Here is a 16481-nt window from a genome sequence, read left to right as displayed (position 1 = left end):
GATGCTTTTGCTGGCGACACAGGGCAGCAAGCGCGTGCGCCTGATGCAGGCGGCGCGCGCACAGCTGCACCTGCCGCCCGCGCAAGTGCTGGAATGGCGCGACTGGCTGCGTCAGCCTGCCTTGCTCGAGGCTTCATTGCGCCAGACCGGCCTGCTCAAGATCGAGCCGCCCGGCGACGATCCCGCCACCCACCTGCTGTTGCTGCATGCGGGCTGCCGGCTGCTGGATCGTCCGCCGGTCGAGGCGCCCGCGCTTGGCGAGCTGCTGGCCATGGATGCGTGGTTTGCAGGATTTGCATCCGCCATGGCTTCCCTGGCGGCGCAGCTGGCCGACCTGCCGCAGACGCGCGTGGTCAATGCGCCAGCCGAAATCTGTCTCATGACGGACAAGCTGGCTTGCCAGCGCCATTTGGCCGCGCATGGCGTGCCCATACCTGCCCTGCTGGGACCAGTGGCGAGCTACGAGCATCTGCAGTCGCTGCTGCACGAACACCAGCTTGACCGCGTCTATCTGAAACCGCGCTACGGCTCGTCCGCGTCCGGTGTCGTCGCCTACCGCAGGAACAAGGCCGGGCGCCAGCAAGCCACCACCTCGGCCGCCTTGCACCATGGGGCCGGCGCGGCGCGCCTGTTCAACGTCAAGCGCATGGCCCGCTACGAGACCCGGCACGACATCACGGCCCTCGTCGATGCGCTGGCCGCGCAACAGCTGTACGCAGAAGCGTGGCTGAACAAGCCGCGCTGCGGCGACAGCCATTACGACCTGCGAGTCGTGACCGTGGCCGGCCGGCCCGCGCACCGGGTGGCGCGCATCGGCGCCCAGATAATGACGAATCTGCACCTCGACAACCGGCGCGGCGACGCGGCCGGCCTTTTGAACGCAGCCGACATGGCGGTGCTGGAAACAACCAGTGCCCTGGCCGCGCGCGCCTTCCCCCACAGCCACGTGACGGGCTACGACCTCGTCGTGCGCCAGGGCCTGGCCCACGTGCTCGAAGCGAACGCCTTCGGCGACCTGCTGCCAGGACTGCTGTGGCAAGACGCGGACACTTACGCAGCGCAACTGACCCATGTTTAAAGACACAGCCCCCATCCCCGACATGCACGCCATCGTCGGCAGCCACGACATCGTTTTTATCACGCTCGACACTCTGCGCTACGACGTGGCGCAAGCCCTGTATGAGGCGGGCGAATTGCCCGTGCTGGGGCGTTTTCTGCCGCCGGGCGGCTGGAACAAGCGCCACTCGCCCGCCACGTTCACGTATGCGGCGCACCAGGCTTTTTTTGCCGGCTTTCTGCCCACGCCGGCCGCACCGGGCCGCCATGCGCGCCTGTTCGCGAGCGCCTTTGCTGGCAGCGAAACCACCTCGCCGCACACCTTTACATTCGAGGAAGCGGACCTTCCCGCCGCGCTGGCCGCTCGCGGCTACCGTACGATCTGCATCGGCGGCGTAGGCTTCTTCAATAAACAGACCGCCTTGGGCACGGTGCTGCCGTCGCTGTTCCAGGAAAGCCACTGGAGCGCCGGCATGGGCGTGGCCAGCCGCCATTCGACGCAAAAGCAGGTGGCGCTGGCGACCCGGCTGCTGGCGCAAAACGACGAGCGCACCTTCTTGTTCATCAACGTGGCCGCCCTGCACACGCCGAACCGCGCCTACCTGCCCGGCTGTCGCGCCGACAACCTGGACAGCCATGCGGCGGCCCTGCGCTATGTCGATGGCGCGCTGGCGCCCCTGTTTACGGCATGCGCCGCGCGCGCGCCCACGTTTGCCATCGTCTGCTCGGACCACGGCGGCGCGTATGGCGAAGACGGCTACCGTGGCCACAGGGTGGCCCATGACAGCGTGTGGCAAGTGCCGTACGCGCACTTCTTCCTCACGCCAGATACCATTTCCCAGGAGTCCCCACCGTGAACCCATCCGAACAGCCGGGCACCCTGGCGCAGCGCATGCGCCACACGCCCTACCAGGCGTATTCGTACTCGTATCCGCACAAGGCGGCCTACCGCGCCTTGCCGCAGGCGGCGCCGCTCGCGCCCCTGTGGGCGCGGCAGGACCGCGCCGCCCTCTTCGCCTACATCCACATCCCGTTCTGCGAGATGCGCTGCGGCTTTTGCAACCTGTTCGCCATGGCCCGCCCCAGCGCCGACATGGTCGAGCGCTATGTGCGGCAAGTGCTGGTGCAGATGCGCGCACTCAACGGCGCGCTGGGCGAACGCCGCTTTGCCCGCTTCGCGCTCGGTGGCGGCACGCCCACCTATCTGTCGCCAGCGCAGCTCGACACCTTGCTGTGCGGCGCGCGCGACATTCTCGGCATCGACCTGCAAACCACGCCGGCCGGCATCGAAGCGTCGCCCGAAACCATCACGGCCGAGCGGCTTGCCGTCTGCCGCGCGCATGGCATCGACCGGGTCAGCCTCGGCATCCAGAGCTTCGCCGCCGGCGAGATGCGCGCCCTGGCCCGTCCCCAGCAAAACGCCACCGTCCATCACGCCATCGGCCTGATACGCGCGGCCGGCTTTCCCACCCTGAACCTCGACCTGATCTACGGCATCGCCGGGCAAACCGTGGCCAGCCTGCTCGCGTCCATCGACAGCGCGCTGGCCTTCCGGCCCGAGGAAATCTATCTGTATCCGCTGTACGTGCGGGAGCAGACGGGTCTTGGAAAAGTGGCGCGCCGCCAGGGCGCGGAATCGCTCAACCCCATCATGCTGGCCCGCGATGGCGACAGCCGTCTGGCCCTGTACGCGGCCGCGCGCGACCATTTGCGCGCCCAGGGCTATGAGCAGGTCTCGATGCGCATGTTCCGCGCGCCGCATGCGCCCGAGCAGAACGGGCCGTCGTACTGCTGCCAGAACGATGGCATGGTGGGCCTGGGCGCGGGCGCCCGCTCCTACACGGCGAACCTCCATTATTCGAGCGAGTACGCGGTGGCGAGAACGGAGACCATCGGCATCATCGAACAGTATCTGGCGCTCGACGAAACGCGCTTCGCGCAGGCCGAACACGGCTATGTGCTCGATGATGCAGAACAGCGCCGCCGCTACGTGATCCAGTCGCTGCTGACGGAACCGGGCCTGGACCGCGACGCCTACACGGCCCGCTTCGGTACGCGCTGCGAAGCAGACTTGCCGCAGCTGGCCGAGCTGCACGCCTTGGAACTGGTGGAAGAAAACGGCCCGCTGCTGCGCCTCAATGACCGCGGCTACAGCTACGCCGACACCATCGGCCCGTGGCTGGCATCCGAGACGGTGCGCGCGCTGATGGCCGAAGGCGGCCAGGCGTGCTGACAACGGAGCCGGGTACTTTGTCCCTGCTATACCGGGGCACCTTGGCGAGCTGCAATTACGCCTGCGGCTACTGCCCGTTCGCCAAGAAGCGCGACAGCCGCGCCACCCTGGCCCGCGACGCGCGCGAGGTGGCGCGTTTTACCAGCTGGGTGACGACACAAAACCGGGATATCAGCGTCCTGTTCACGCCGTGGGGCGAAGCGCTGGTGCGGCGCCACTACCGCACGGCCATGCAAACCTTGGCAAGCCTGCCCCACGTGCGCCAGGTGGCGCTGCAGACGAATCTGTCCGCCCCCCTGAACTGGCTGGAGGGAATGGAAGGGCTGGAAAAGATCGGACTGTGGTGCACCTACCACCCGGACCAGACGACACTGGCCCGTTTTCTCGAACGCTGCACGCGCCTCGATGCCATGGGCGTGCGCTATTCCGTCGGCGTCGTCGCCATGAACGAACACCTGGACGCCATCCGCGCCCTGCGCGCGGCCCTGCCGGCGCACGTCTACCTGTGGCTCAACGCCTACGACCGGCGTGGCCCCGGCTACTACAGCGGGGAAGACCTGGCCTGGCTCGACGCAGCCGACCCGTGGTTCGCCGTCAACCGCCGCCCATCACCCTCGCGCGGCAAACCGTGCCTGGCGGGCGAAGCGTCGCTGTCCGTCGATGGCGATGGGGAACTCACGCGCTGCCATTTCGTGCCCGAGCGCTTGGGGAATCTGTACGTGAATGCACTGGAAGATATGCTGCAGGAACGCCGCTGCCCGCGCTTCAAGTGCGATTGCTATATCGGCTATGCGCAGCGCAAGGATTTGCCGTTTCAAACGGTGTTTGGGGAGGGGGTGCTGGCGAGGATAGTCACTGTAGATCGGATAAGCCAGCGTAGGTCGGATTAGCGGCGGCACGCCGCGTAATCCGACACTTTGTTGGCGCTGGCGGTGTCGGATTACGCGCTGCGCGCTAATCCGACCTACCGTGTTTTACTGTGCTGCCACCTTCGCTGGTTCCGGCGTTGCTGCCGGCGTCATCTTCAACGAACGGCTGAGGAAGCCCCAGCGGTCGGCCACTTCTTCGATCTGCTTGGTCGTCGGCTTGCCGGCGCCGTGGCCGGCCTTGCTGTCGATGCGGATCAGCACGGGCGCCGCGCCGCCTTGCGCTGCCTGGGCGGCGGCGGCGAACTTGAAGCTGTGAGCAGGTACGACGCGGTCATCGTGGTCGGCCGTCGTGATCATGGTGGCCGGATAGCAGCCGCCCGCCTTCAGGTTGTGCAGTGGCGAGTATTTCACCAGCGCCTTGAACTGTTCGGCGTCGTCCGACGAACCGTAGTCAGGCACCCAGCCCCAGCCCACGGTGAACTTGTGGAAGCGCAACATGTCTAGCACGCCCACTTGCGGAATGGCTGCAGCGAACAGGTCGGGACGCTGCGTCATGGCCGCGCCCACCAGCAGGCCGCCATTGCTGCCGCCGCCGATCGCCAGCTTCGATGGCGAGGTGACCTTGTTGTCCACCAGCCATTGCGCCGCGCCAATAAAATCGTCGAACACGTTTTGCTTGTTCAGCTTGGTACCGGCCTGGTGCCAGGCTTCGCCGTACTCGCCGCCGCCGCGCAGGTTGGCCATCACGTAGACGCCGCCCATTTCCACCCAGGCCAGATTCGCCACGGAGAAGCTAGGCGTGAGCGAAATATTGAAGCCGCCATAGCCGTACAGATAGGTCGGGTTGGAGCCATCGAGCTTCATGCCTTTTTTCGAGACGATGAACATCGGCACCTTGGTGCCGTCGCGGCTGGTGAAGAATTGCTGGCGCGTTTCAAAGGCGTTCGGGTCGAAATCGACCTTCGGCTGGCGGTACACCGTGCTCTTGCCCGACTTCATGTCGTAGCGGTAGATGGTCGCTGGCGTCGTGAAGCTGGTGAACGAGTAGAACGTTTCCGTGTCGCCACGCTTGCCCGCAAAACCGCCGGCCGAACCGATGCCCGGCAAGGCCACTTCGCGCACCAGCTTGCCGTTCAGGTCGACGATCTTGATTTGCGTTTGCGCATCTTTCAAGTAGTCGAGCACCAGCTGGTTGTTGATCAGGTTGACGGCGACGAGGGTTTCCGCGCTTTGCGGCACGATTTCCTTCCAGTCGGCAGGGGCAGGCTTGCGCGTATCGATGGCGATCACGCGCGACTTTGGCGCCTTGTTGTCCGTCTTGAAGAAGAACACGGGGCCGTCATTGTCGATGAACGAGTACGAAGCGTCGAACGCTTCCAGCAAGCCCACGACCTTGGCATTCTTCTGGCGCAAGTCTTTATAAAAAACGCGGTTCTTGCGTTCCGTGCCTTGCGTGGCCGTGATGATCAGATAATTGCCGTCGTCGCTGACGGTGCTGCCGCCGAACGCCCATTCCTTCTGGTCGGGACGGTCGAAGACGAGCACGTCGTCGCTTTGCGGTGTGCCGATCTTGTGGAAATACAATTTCTGGAAGTAATTGATATCGGCCAACTTGGTGGCTTCATTCGGCGCGTCATAGCGGCTATAGAAGAAACCGGTGTTGTCCTTGGTCCACGAGGCGCCCGAGAACTTGGCCCACTTGATGTGGTCTGTCAAATCCTTGCCCGATTCGATGTCGCGCACTTTCCACTCGTTCCAATCGGAACCGGAAGCGGACGTGGCATACGCCAGGTATTTGCCGTTCGGGCTGATCGAGGTGCCGGCCAACGCCACCGTGCCATCCGTGGACAGGGTGTTCGGATCGAGCAGCAGACGCGGTTCGTCCGTCAGTTTTTTCACCGTGTACAGCACGGCCTGGTTCTGCAAGCCGTCGTTGCGGCTATAGAAATAGCGGCCGCCCTGCTTCGTTGGCGTAGAGAAACGCTCATAATTCCACAGCTTGGTCAAGCGCTGCTTGATCGCGGCGCGCTCGGGGATGGTGCCCAGGTACGACTGCGTCAGCTTGTTTTGCGCCGTGACCCACTCGCCCGTTTCCGCGCTGTTGGCGTCTTCCAGCCAGCGGTACGGGTCGGCGATGGTGGTGCCGAAATAGCTGTCTTGCTGGTCGACTTTTTTGCTGACCGGATACGTCACGGCAGCGCCGTCACCGGCCGGGCACGATGGCATCGCGGCGCTTTGCGCCAGGGCATTGCCACCGAAAGCGGCCATCAAGCTGAATATGAGGGTTGCACTACGTAATTGCATGGGTTGTTGTCTCATTGTTGGATGTCGAGGAAAGCAGGCCGCTCAAACACACGCCGCGGCTGCCCATGTTGACTTTCGCCAAGAGAAATCATAGCGCGGATTGCCACTTTTAAAGCACAGTTATCTGATGGATTTGCCGTCTTTTGTTTGGACAGTTTGCATGAATCGCCATGATAAATCTCGCTTTCGGCGGAATCGGCAAACTGACGTTCATGCAAGAAACGTTATCAAAAGTAAAGTCGTTTCATCAAGTTGTCATAAATCTTCTTTACTATCGGCAACATGTTCATGGCCCGTCCAGAGGCCGTGCCGCCACAGCCTCCTATGCACACTCTCGCCCTCCCTTCCGCCAATGCCGCGCCTGCCCCCGCGACGCCATCGAACGTGGCTTACCTGAAGCCGCCATCGGCAACCATGACCATCGAAGGGACGGACGCCTTGCACGACATTCTGGCGGGCCGCAAGCTCAGCGCGCTGTTTCAGCCCATCATCCACATGCACAGCGGCGACATCATCGGCTACGAAGGCTTGATACGGGGGCCCTCCGACAGCCCCCTGCACGCGCCGATGAATCTGTTCAAGGTGGCGCGCGCGCATGACTTGACCCTGGAAGTGGAACACCTGTGCCGGCAAGTGGTGCTCGAACGCTTTGCCGAACTGCAGCTGCCGGGCAAGCTGTTCCTCAACGTCAGCCCCGAATGCCTGCTGCTGCGCAATGCCCGCCATGGCGAAACCCTCGAATATATCGAGCACATCGGCATTAACCCGGACCGTGTCATCATCGAGCTGACGGAAAACCAGCCCACGTATGACTACGAGCTGATGCGCGAAGCGGTGCTGCATTACCGTAACATGGGTTTCCAGATCGCCATCGACGACCTGGGCGAAGGCTTTTCCAGCCTGCGCCTGTGGTCGGAACTGCGCCCGGAATACGTGAAGATCGACATGCATTTCATCCAGGGCATCAACAACGATCCCGTGAAACTGCAGTTCGTGCGTTCGATCCAGGAAATCGCGGAGAAATCGGGCACCTTGGTGATCGCCGAAGGCATCGAGGCGCAGACGGAATTGCTGGTCTTGCGCGACCTGGGCGTGGCGTTCGGGCAAGGCTATCACCTGGGGCGGCCCAACGCGGTGCCCGCGCGCGCGCTGCCGGCCGAAGTGGTGCAGGCGCTGGGGCGCAACGGCGTGGCCGTATATCCGCAGCGCAGCAGCCTGGAAAAGAATGGCGCCAGCATCCGCAAGCTGCTGCACAAGGTGGCGGCCGTGTCGCCACAGCTCAACAATAACGAGGTCTACGACATCTTCCTGAAGGAACCGAAGCTGATGATCATTCCCGTCGTCGACGACGGCGTGCCGCTGGGCCTGATCAGCCGCTTCGAAATGATCGACCACTTCGCCCGTCCCTACCAGCGCGAACTCTATGGCAAGAAATCATGCAGCCTGTTCATGGATGCCACGCCCCTGATCGCCGACCACGAGACGAGCTTGCAGGAACTTAGCTACACCATGGTGCAGTCCGATGCCCACCACCTGTTCAACGGCTTCATCATCACCGAGCACGGCCGCTACCTGGGCATGGGCACCGGCCACGACCTGATGCGTGAAATCACGCAGATGCAGATCAACGCGGCCCGCTACGCCAACCCGCTGACGCAACTGCCCGGCAATGTGCCCATCAACGAGCATATCGACCGCCTGCTGCACAGCGGCAGCCGCTTCTGGGTCTGCTATTGCGACCTCGACCACTTCAAGCCCTTCAACGATGTGTACGGCTACCGCAAGGGCGACGACGTGATCCAGCTGACGGGAGAAATCCTCAGCAGCCATTGCGACCCGAACCGCGACTTCATCGGCCACATCGGCGGCGACGATTTCATGATTCTGTTCCAGAGCGAAGACTGGGAAACGCGCTGCCAGGCCATGCTCGACGACTTCGCGGCCGCCATCCTCGCCTACTACAGCACGGGCGACTGCGAACGGGGCGGCTACATCAGCGAAGACCGGCAAGGCAAGAAAGTGTTTTATTCGTTGATCAGCCTGTCGCTGGGCGTCATCAAGGTCGAGGCGCACCAGTACTACACGCACCACCAGATCGCCACGCAAGCGGCCGAAGCGAAGAAGCAGGCAAAGAAAATCCACGGCAACAGCCTGTTCCTGGACCGGCGGCAAGGCGCGGCAGTGGCGCGCATGGATGCCTAGCCTGGGGCAATATAAATGGCTCTGTCATCGGCAAATAGGGGAAATGCCGGAATCTTCCCTTGGTTGTGTTGTCTGACTCTGCATACTTACCTGCAGGAGCAGATCATGCGGCGAGCCGAATGGATCAGCTTTGTTGCGCAGTTTGCGCAGTTGAACCGACGCCAGCGACAGGCTGGCATTGCCCTGTTGCATGGCAACGCGCCACACGACGCGACCGTCGCGCTGCTGGAAAGTGTGGCGCAGCCGCGATTGGCCTGTCCCGCCTGCCACTCGGCGCACCTGCACCGGCACGGCCATGCGCACGGCTTGCAGCGCTACCGCTGCGTGCCGTGCGGGCGCACCTTCAATGCGCTCACCGGCACGCCGCTGGCGCGCTTGCGTCATAAATCGCTGTGGCTCGACTATGCCGATTGTCTGCTGGCATCGGATTCCGTGCGCAAGGCGGCGTTACAGCTGGGTGTGCACCGCAACACCACGTTTCGCTGGCGTCACCGGTTTTTATCGCTGGCCAAGACGGACCGGCCGCATGGCCTGCATGGCATCGCCGAAGCGGACGAGTTGTATCTGCTGGAATCGGAAAAGGGAGCGCGGCAGATGACGCGTCCGCCCCGCCGCCGGGGCGGCCATGCCCATAAACACGGCATATCGAACGAACAGGTCTGCATCCTGGTGGCGCGCGACCGCACGGGACAGACCCTCGATTTCGTCACGGGCAAAGGAGCGCTGACCAAGGCGCAGCTGCACCATTGTTTGTTGCCCATGATCGACAAGGATGTGCTGCTGGTCACCGACGGCCATGCGGCCTACCGGGCTTTTGCCAGGGAAACCGGCATCAGCCACCAGGCCGTCAACTTGCGCGCCGGCATCCGCGTGCGGGGCGCCGCCCACGTGCAGAACGTCAACGCCTATCATAGCCGCTTGCGGGATTGGCTACGGCCGTTTCATGGCGTGGCGACGCGCTACCTGCCGAACTACCTGGGCTGGCGCTGGATACTCGACGCCGGGCGCATCCGCTCACCGGAAACATTGTTGAAAGCAACTTTAGGCGCATTCCCACACCTGACGGTGACATAGCTATATAAATACGCAAGATCAAATACGCACGAGATCGACAAACGCATTGCCGCTGCGCGCATCGGGCACGAATGCCAGGCTGATGTGCGCACCATCGCGGCGCGCCTGCACGCGGTAGCTGCCTGCGGGCAGGGCCACGAACAGTCCTCCATACGCCGTGTCCGGTTCCAGGCCGCCGCCCGTGACGTCTTCCCCCGCGCCGATGAAGACGCGGCCCGAAACGACGGCAAGATGCACGATCACCTGCGGTTCGGCAAGTTCCTCGTGCAAGGCAAGTTCATACGCGCCATCGCCACCCACGTTGAAAAACGCCACTTGCCCCGCATTCACGGCCGCCAGTTCCTCGCTGGGGATGCTCCACCAATCGCAGTCATCTTCCAGCTTGTGGCGCAAGAGCGCAGGGTCGAACACGCACAGGGTAGCCGTCCCGGTCACAATGTTCGTCATGTGGCCAGTGGCGCCGGTCCCAGCAGGGGCTGGCTTTCCACATATTGCGCGCTCGCTTGCGCCTGCCAAGGGAAGTGGCCATCGCGCGACGGCCAGACGATCTGGTACAAGATAAAATCATCGCCCTGGTAATACCAGCGCGCATAGCCGACATAGTCGCGGTATTGCTCGACGGGCACGCGCACGAAGGCGCACTGATGGCCTTCCAGCAAGACGTCCGTGGTAGTCGTGAAATCCGTGATGGCGCCGCTGCGCGCGGCGTCCAGCGCCACGTCGAGTATCCGGTGGGCCATGGAATGGGGCAAGCCCATGATCAGGAATTCAGGCTGGCCGAAGCTGTGGCAAGCGCCTATGGTGAAGGCATAGCCGGGACCTTCTTCATCGGCACCGATATGCACGCCATGCCAGCCATGCGTGGCGATGTCGTCGATGACTTTTTGCTCTGATGCATCCTCGCCCGCCTGCCTTACCATGTTTCACCTTTCACCGTGCCGAAAAACCGTGCCGCCTTGGCGACATGCCTGCCGGCAATTATCGCATGCGGAGCGCGTCCATGCGCGCGCGGCGGCGGCGCTTCAGTCAGGCGGCTGCAGCGGCGGGAAGCGCACCTGGTGCCATTGCCGCATGCGCTGCTGCGCCTTTTGCAGCTGTGCCGGTTCCAGCCTGGTGGCAGCCGCCTCCCTGGCCCTGGCCGCGCCGCCATCGCCACCCTCGGCCGCCAGCGCCAGCCACATGTAGCCGCAGACGGGGTCCCTCTCCACGCCGCGCCCGCTGTTGTACATGCCGCCCAGGTTGTACTGCGCCAGCGCATGGCTCTGGCCCGCTGCGCGCGCATACCATAGCACGGCCTGGCCATCGTCTTGCGGCACGCCATGGCCGTTCGCATACATGACGCCCAGGTTGTTTTGCGCGCTGGCGTCGCCCTGCTCGGCCGCCGTGCGGTACCAGCGCACGGCGCACACCTCGTCGCGCTCCACGCCCTGGCCATTCGCATACATCACGCCCAGGTTGAACTGCGCATTCGACGCGCCCTGGGCCGCCGCCCGGGCATACCAGTCGAGCGCCAGGCGCAAGTCGCGGATGACGCCGCGCCCGCCCGCAAACATGCCGCCCAGATTGTATTGCGCCATGCAATGGCCTTGCAGGGCGGCGCGCCGGTACCACGCGACGGCGCGCGCCTCGTCCTTGTCCACGCCCTGGCCGCGCGCCAGCATCAGGCCCAGGTTGAACTGGGCGTCGGCGTCATCCTGCTCGGCCGCCCGCTGCAGCCAGGCATAGGCGCGCAACTGGTCGGGCGCCACGCCCAGGCCTTCCGCATACGCCACGCCGAGTTGCCGCTGCGCCACGGCCAAGCCCTGGGCCGCGGCTTGGCGAAACCAGGCCAGCGCCTGCGCATCGCTCTGCACCACGCCCTGCCCCCGTTTGTAGACGAGTCCCAGGTTCAGCTGCGCCTGCGCATCGCCTTGCAAGGCTGCCTTGCGGAACCACGCCAGGGCCAGCGCATCGTTCTTTTTCGCGCCCAGACCCTGCGCATACGCTTCACCCAGCAGAGATTGCGCGCTGGCGACACCCTGCTCGGAAGCGCGGTAAAACCACGCCAGCGCCAGCTCGTCGCTCTGCAGCACACCGCGTCCCTTGCGGTACATCTGCCCCAGGTTTTGCTGGGCCGAGGCATCGCCCTGGGCGGCGGCGCGACGAAACCACAGCACGGCGTCGGCATCGCTCTGCGCCACGCCGCGGCCGTGGTAATACATGGCGCCCAGGTGGTTCTGCGCGAACGCCAGCCCTTGCAGCGCTGCCAGGCGTAGCCAGACAAAGGCACGCGCGTCGTCCTGCGCCACGCCTTCGCCCTTCTTGCACATCAATCCCAGGTTGAACTGGGCGTAGGCATTGCCCTGCTCGGCAGCCGTGCGGAACCAGATATACGCCTGGTGGCTATCTCTGGCAGTATGGTGCTTGTCCATGTGCGCCCCCATCCACATTGCGCTTGCCGGCAGCACGCGCAAAACGGCGGCCCAGGGCGGCGAAATCGTGTGTTGCTTAAATTTTAAATTCGCTGCGGGGGAAGGACTTGAGCAGGCTCAATGGAAATAATAAAATTATATCGTTTTGATGAGCCCGCTTAGAGGGCAAACGGCGCTCAGCGGCGCGATGGATGCTTTTGCAGGAATTGCGGCACCTTGGCGGCGGCCAGCTTGTTCAGCGACACCAGCAAGTCGGCGTCGACATCGGCGATGCCGTAGCTGCTGCGCAAATGGCGGCCGATATGGATCAGCACTTGCGCCGCCACTTCCGCATCGGACTCGGCCCTGTGGGCGGCGCTCTTGAAGGCGATGCCCAGCTGGCTCGATAGCAAGCCCAGCTTGTAGCTGGCCATGCCAGGAAACACGCGGCGCGACAGTTTTAATGAACACACGAGCGACTGGTGCGCCGGTGTCAGGTTCAGCCTGGCGCTTTCCGCGCGCAGGAATTTTTCATCGAAGCTGGCATTGTGCGCCGACAAGGCATCGCTGCCGATGAAGTCCAGCAATTGCGGCACCACTTCGGCCACGGGCGGCGCCTTGTCGACCATCGCCTGCGTGATGCCCGTCAAGCCCGTGATGAACGAGGGAATGCGCGCATTGCAGTTGATCAGGGTCACGTAACGGTCCGTGATCCGCCCGCCCTCGATGCGCAGCGCCGCCACTTCCGTGATGCGGTCGCCCATCTCGGGCGACAGTCCGGTCGTCTCGAAGTCGATCATGACGATCGGTTTGTCAAACACATGCATGGGGCGTTCTTTCGTGGGTGCGGCAATGGGTGACGATTATCAACCGAATTTACGTACGGCGTCCAGCGCAAGACCCGCGCCAATACTGCCGAACAAATCGCCTTCGACCTTGCGCGCGGCCGGCACCAGGGCCGCGATCTTTTCGCGCAGCAGGCGCACGCCGCTGGAGCCGCCCGTGAAGAACACGGTATCGACGGCTTCCGGCGCCACGCCCGCGTCGCGCAGCAGACGCAGCACGGTTTCTTCCACGGAACCGCACAGGTGGCCGATGGCCTCGTCGAACTGCGTACGTTTGAGCAACAGGCTTTGCGCGGGCGACAAACGGTCCAGCTCCAGCCGCACTTCGGCCGCGTCGGACAGGGCGATCTTGCCCTCTTCCACTTTCATGGCCAGCCAGTGGCCGGCGCGCTCGTCGATCAGCTTTTGCAGACGCCCCATCTTGTCTTGCTCGCGCGCATCGCGGCACACGTCGGCCAGTTGCACCCAAATTTTCTTCGTATAGGCCAGGTTGATCGTGTGCCACGTCGCCAGGTTGAAATAATAGCTGGAAGGCACTTCGCTATTGTTGTGCAAACGGCTGCCATAGCCAAGCAAGGGCATGACGGACGACAGGCTCAGGTATTTATCGAAGTCCGTGCCACCGATATGCACGCCGCCTGTGGCGAGGATATCCTCGCGTCGCTCGGTCTTCTTCGCCCGTTCCGGCGACAAACGCACCAGCGAAAAGTCGGACGTGCCGCCGCCGATGTCGGCGATCAACACCAGCTCTTCCCTGGCTATCTGCGACTCGTAGTCGAACGCTGCGGCAATCGGCTCGAACTGGAAGGCGACGTCCTTGAAGCCGACGGAACGGGCCACTTCGGCCAGGGTGTCCTGCGCCAGCTGGTCCGCTTGCGCATTGTCGTCGATAAAGAAGACGGGACGGCCGAACACGGCGGACGAGAATTCGCGGCCGGCGGACTGCTCTGCGCGGCGTTTCACTTCGCCAATGAATTGCGCCAACAACATGCGAAATGGCAGCGCACGGCCACCGACTTCCGTCTGGCCATCGATGAGGCTCGTGCCCAGCAGGCTTTTCAGCGAGCGCATCAAGCGCCCCTCGTAACCAGCCAGATAGCCGGCCAGCGCCGCGCGGCCAAAACTGACTTCCTCGTCTTCCGCATTGAAGAAGACGACGGACGGCAAGGTCGTCTTGCCATCTTCCAGGCCGAGCATGGTGCTCTGCCCTGGACGTGCCCAGCCTACCGTGGAATTTGACGTGCCGAAATCGACGCCGCAAGCATTGGCCATGTCGACCCTTCCCTGAATAAAGGGGCGTTATGTTATCAGAAGGCAGGCTTTTGCACCAGCAAAACCCGTCCGACGGGCTCAACAACATAAGCTTGCTTTGCATCAAGTACCAGCCGCACGCAAAAGATACTCTTGGGAAATTAACGCCGAGCAACTCGGCCAGCCCCCGGAGACCCATCGTGCCCCATCCTCCCCTGCGCCACCTGCCAGCAGCTTTGCTGGCCGCCTTCCTCGTTTCCCTGGCCGGCTGCGGCGGCGGTTCGGCCGACACCCAGGCCGGCGCCGGTTGCGGGCTGCACAGCACCGCAGGCTGCGGCGGCAGCCCGCCGCCGGTCGTCAATCCGCCCGTGACGCCTCCGGTGACGCCGCCCGTGATTCCACCCGTCACGCCGCCCGAACCGGCCAGCCTGGCCAGCGCCGTCAACCTCGTGTTTTCCAGCACGGAACTGGCCTCGGCGGGCTTGGCCGGCGGCGAAGTGGCCGTCACGGCCCTCGTCAAGGACGGCGCCAATCTCGCCTTGCCCAACGCGAAGATTTCCTTTGCCGCCGATTCCGGCATCCTCGGCAGCGTCGACGCCGTGACGGACAAGAATGGCCAGGCGCGCGCCTTGCTGGGCACGGGAGGCGCCAACAGCAACCGCAGCATCACCGTAACGGCCAATGTGGGCACGCGCAGCGGCAAGGGCACGGTGGCCGTCACGGGCAGTACGGTAGAGCTGCTGGGGCCGGCCGCCCTGATGCTGGGCCAGGGCGCCGACCTCACCGTCACCGTGCGCGATTCGGCGCGCAAACCCGTGGCCGGCGCCGCCATCGCCTACAGCACGGGCGCCGGCAACGGCGTACGTGTCAAGGATGGCGGCGCTGCGCTCAGCAATGCGCAAGGCCAGCTGGTGCTGCGCCTGACGGCAAGCAGCCTGGGCAGGGACGCCGTGTCCGTCAATGCGCTGGGCGCCGCCGCCACGCAAGCGTACGCCGTGGCGGGCAGCGACCTGCGCCTGAGCCCGGCCGTGGGCCAGGATGCCAGCGGCGCGGACGTGCTGGCGGAAGTGGCCACCCTGGCATGCCAGCCCATCGACGCACGCTACGACAAGGCGGGCGTGGCGCAAACGGGCAGCGCCAGCCTGTCGACCTCGCGCGGCAGCCTGTTTGCGGACAGCGCCTGCAGCCAGGCCTTGCCCACCAGCTTGATGTTCAGCAATGGCAACTTGCCGCGCAGCTATGTCCAGTCGGCCAACACGGGCGTGGCCACCATCACGGCGACCGTGGCCGGCGGTCCCTCGGCGCAGACGCGGCTGGAATTCGTCGCGCCATTGAGCCCTGCCAGCAAGCTGGCCGTGCAAGCGGATCAGGCCGTGCTGCGCGCCAACATGACGGCATCGGCCGACAATGCCAGCATCAGCACCATCGGCGCCGTGGTGCGCGATGGCGCGGCCAACAACCTGGTCAAGAACGCGCCCGTGCTGTTTACCATCTTGAGCGATCCCAGCGGCGGCTACCTGCGGCAGGCGGGCCGCGTACTGACGGGCAGCGACGGCCTGGCGCGCGCCGAGTACGTGGCGGGACCGGCCGACAGCGGCCGCGACGGCGTGCTGATCCAGGCCCGCATCGAGGGCGTTGCGCAGGCGGCGGCCACGGCCCTCGTGCGCTTGACGGTGGCGCGGCAAGCGCTGTCGATCAAGCTGGGCACGGGCAGCCTGCTGCGCGAGTATTCGGCCAGCGTGCTGCAGAAGGACTTTGCCGTGTTCGCGTCCGACAGCGCAGGCAACGCCGTGCCCGGCGTCGCCATCACGGCCGCCGCCTGGCCCGGCAGCTATGCCAAGGGATACTATGTATGGCAAGCGGACAAGCCCGAGTTCCCCGACACGGGCGTCTGGCGCCTGGCCCTGCCCAATTACAGCTGTGCCAACGAGGACGTCTTGCGCAATGGTATTTTTGATGCCGCCTACGATGGCAACGGCAATGGCGTGCTCGACCCGGGCATTCCCCTGACCGTCAGCGCAAGCGGCCTGAGCGACGCGCTGGGCATGGCCACCGTCACCGTCAGTTATCCGCGCAACTTCGCTTCCTGGGTGCGCATCGCATTGACTGTACAGGGCACGGTGAGCGGCACGGAAGCGAGCGCCACGGCGGATTTTCCATTACCTGTCCTTGCCAGCGATTTCAGCGCGCGCCGCGTGGACCCGCCGGGACGCACCAGCCCCTATGGCAGCGGCCCCTGCGACAATCCGGATTGAGG

General features: G+C 64.4%; 13 protein-coding genes. 7 read left to right on the top strand and 6 right to left on the bottom strand.

Features of this window, described 5'->3' with window-relative positions:
- Position 1 precedes the first annotated feature (1 nt).
- Genes IGS55_RS01935 through IGS55_RS01920 form a run of 4 tightly spaced genes read left to right on the top strand, consistent with a single transcriptional unit; the run spans position 2 to position 4179 of the window.
- Positions 2–1078 carry an STM4014 family protein gene (locus tag IGS55_RS01935; protein WP_230519355.1) on the top strand — a complete coding sequence of 359 codons (1077 nt, stop codon included), beginning with the start codon at positions 2–4 and terminating at the stop codon, positions 1076–1078.
- Positions 1071–1913, top strand: a complete 843-nt coding sequence (locus IGS55_RS01930) for an STM4013/SEN3800 family hydrolase (RefSeq protein WP_230519356.1) — start codon at positions 1071–1073, stop codon at positions 1911–1913. The genes IGS55_RS01935 and IGS55_RS01930 overlap by 8 nt, the downstream gene beginning before the upstream one ends.
- Positions 1910–3289, top strand: a complete 1380-nt coding sequence (locus IGS55_RS01925) for an STM4012 family radical SAM protein (protein ID WP_230519357.1) — start codon at positions 1910–1912, stop codon at positions 3287–3289. Before IGS55_RS01930 ends, IGS55_RS01925 begins: the two co-directional genes overlap by 4 nt.
- Complete coding sequence (locus tag IGS55_RS01920; protein ID WP_230519358.1) at positions 3283–4179, top strand: STM4011 family radical SAM protein; 897 nt, start codon at positions 3283–3285, stop codon at positions 4177–4179. The genes IGS55_RS01925 and IGS55_RS01920 overlap by 7 nt, the downstream gene beginning before the upstream one ends.
- Positions 4180–4263: 84 nt before the next feature.
- On the opposite strand, the gene IGS55_RS01915 is transcribed toward IGS55_RS01920, so the two are convergent.
- Positions 4264–6462 (bottom strand): prolyl oligopeptidase family serine peptidase, encoded by a 2199-nt coding sequence (locus IGS55_RS01915; RefSeq protein WP_230519359.1) that lies wholly within the window; start codon positions 6460–6462, stop codon positions 4264–4266.
- A 414-nt stretch (positions 6463–6876) separates the two neighbouring features.
- Between IGS55_RS01915 and IGS55_RS01910 the strand changes: the two genes are divergently transcribed.
- Together IGS55_RS01910 and IGS55_RS01905 are read left to right on the top strand one after the other, a co-directional pair.
- Positions 6877–8664, top strand: coding sequence for a GGDEF domain-containing protein (locus tag IGS55_RS01910; RefSeq protein WP_034751085.1), 1788 nt, complete (start codon positions 6877–6879; stop codon positions 8662–8664).
- A 105-nt stretch (positions 8665–8769) separates the two neighbouring features.
- Complete coding sequence (locus IGS55_RS01905) at positions 8770–9738, top strand: IS1595 family transposase (protein ID WP_230537131.1); 969 nt, start codon at positions 8770–8772, stop codon at positions 9736–9738.
- A gap of 18 nt (positions 9739–9756) precedes the next feature.
- Here the strand turns inward: IGS55_RS01905 and IGS55_RS01900 are convergent, their stop codons facing one another.
- The 5 genes from IGS55_RS01900 to IGS55_RS01875 all read right to left on the bottom strand — a co-directional run bounded on the left by IGS55_RS01900 (position 9757) and on the right by IGS55_RS01875 (position 14245).
- Positions 9757–10185 carry a DUF6386 family protein gene (locus IGS55_RS01900; RefSeq protein WP_230516420.1) on the bottom strand — a complete coding sequence of 143 codons (429 nt, stop codon included), beginning with the start codon at positions 10183–10185 and terminating at the stop codon, positions 9757–9759.
- A complete protein-coding gene (locus IGS55_RS01895) occupies positions 10182–10658 on the bottom strand; it encodes a DUF4262 domain-containing protein (protein ID WP_230516421.1) in 477 nt (158 codons plus the stop codon). Before IGS55_RS01895 ends, IGS55_RS01900 begins: the two co-directional genes overlap by 4 nt.
- Positions 10659–10760: 102 nt before the next feature.
- Positions 10761–12149, bottom strand: coding sequence for a tetratricopeptide repeat protein (locus tag IGS55_RS01885; protein WP_329958125.1), 1389 nt, complete (start codon positions 12147–12149; stop codon positions 10761–10763).
- 176 nt (positions 12150–12325) lie between these two features.
- Positions 12326–12955, bottom strand: a complete 630-nt coding sequence (locus IGS55_RS01880; RefSeq protein ID WP_230516422.1) for a 3'-5' exonuclease — start codon at positions 12953–12955, stop codon at positions 12326–12328.
- A gap of 39 nt (positions 12956–12994) precedes the next feature.
- Positions 12995–14245 (bottom strand): Hsp70 family protein, encoded by a 1251-nt coding sequence (locus IGS55_RS01875; protein WP_230516423.1) that lies wholly within the window; start codon positions 14243–14245, stop codon positions 12995–12997.
- A 179-nt stretch (positions 14246–14424) separates the two neighbouring features.
- On the opposite strand from IGS55_RS01875, the gene IGS55_RS01870 reads away from it, so the two are divergent.
- Complete coding sequence (locus tag IGS55_RS01870) at positions 14425–16479, top strand: Ig-like domain-containing protein (RefSeq protein WP_230516424.1); 2055 nt, start codon at positions 14425–14427, stop codon at positions 16477–16479.
- Positions 16480–16481: the final 2 nt, after the last annotated feature.

Origin of the sequence: Janthinobacterium sp. EB271-G4-3-2, assembly GCF_020858035.1 — a bacterium.
GTDB lineage: Bacteria > Pseudomonadota > Gammaproteobacteria > Burkholderiales > Burkholderiaceae_D > Janthinobacterium > Janthinobacterium aestuarii.
Note: the sequence above shows the minus strand (reverse complement) of the source record. Positions and strands in the feature narration are given on the sequence as shown.

Bases quoted from the DNA above. Each gene is read 5' to 3' on its own strand.
- IGS55_RS01880 (WP_230516422.1), bottom strand. From the start codon at position 12,955: ATGCATGTGTTTGACAAACCGATCGTCATGATCGACTTCGAGACGACC.
- IGS55_RS01895 (WP_230516421.1), bottom strand. From the start codon at position 10,658: ATGGTAAGGCAGGCGGGCGAGGATGCATCAGAGCAAAAAGTCATCGAC.
- IGS55_RS01930 (WP_230519356.1), top strand. From the start codon at position 1,071: ATGTTTAAAGACACAGCCCCCATCCCCGACATGCACGCCATCGTCGGC.
- IGS55_RS01905 (WP_230537131.1), top strand. From the start codon at position 8,770: ATGCGGCGAGCCGAATGGATCAGCTTTGTTGCGCAGTTTGCGCAGTTG.
- IGS55_RS01910 (WP_034751085.1), top strand. From the start codon at position 6,877: ATGACCATCGAAGGGACGGACGCCTTGCACGACATTCTGGCGGGCCGC.
- IGS55_RS01935 (WP_230519355.1), top strand. From the start codon at position 2: ATGCTTTTGCTGGCGACACAGGGCAGCAAGCGCGTGCGCCTGATGCAG.
- IGS55_RS01875 (WP_230516423.1), bottom strand. From the start codon at position 14,245: ATGGCCAATGCTTGCGGCGTCGATTTCGGCACGTCAAATTCCACGGTA.
- IGS55_RS01900 (WP_230516420.1), bottom strand. From the start codon at position 10,185: ATGACGAACATTGTGACCGGGACGGCTACCCTGTGCGTGTTCGACCCT.
- IGS55_RS01915 (WP_230519359.1), bottom strand. From the start codon at position 6,462: ATGCAATTACGTAGTGCAACCCTCATATTCAGCTTGATGGCCGCTTTC.
- IGS55_RS01885 (WP_329958125.1), bottom strand. From the start codon at position 12,149: ATGGACAAGCACCATACTGCCAGAGATAGCCACCAGGCGTATATCTGG.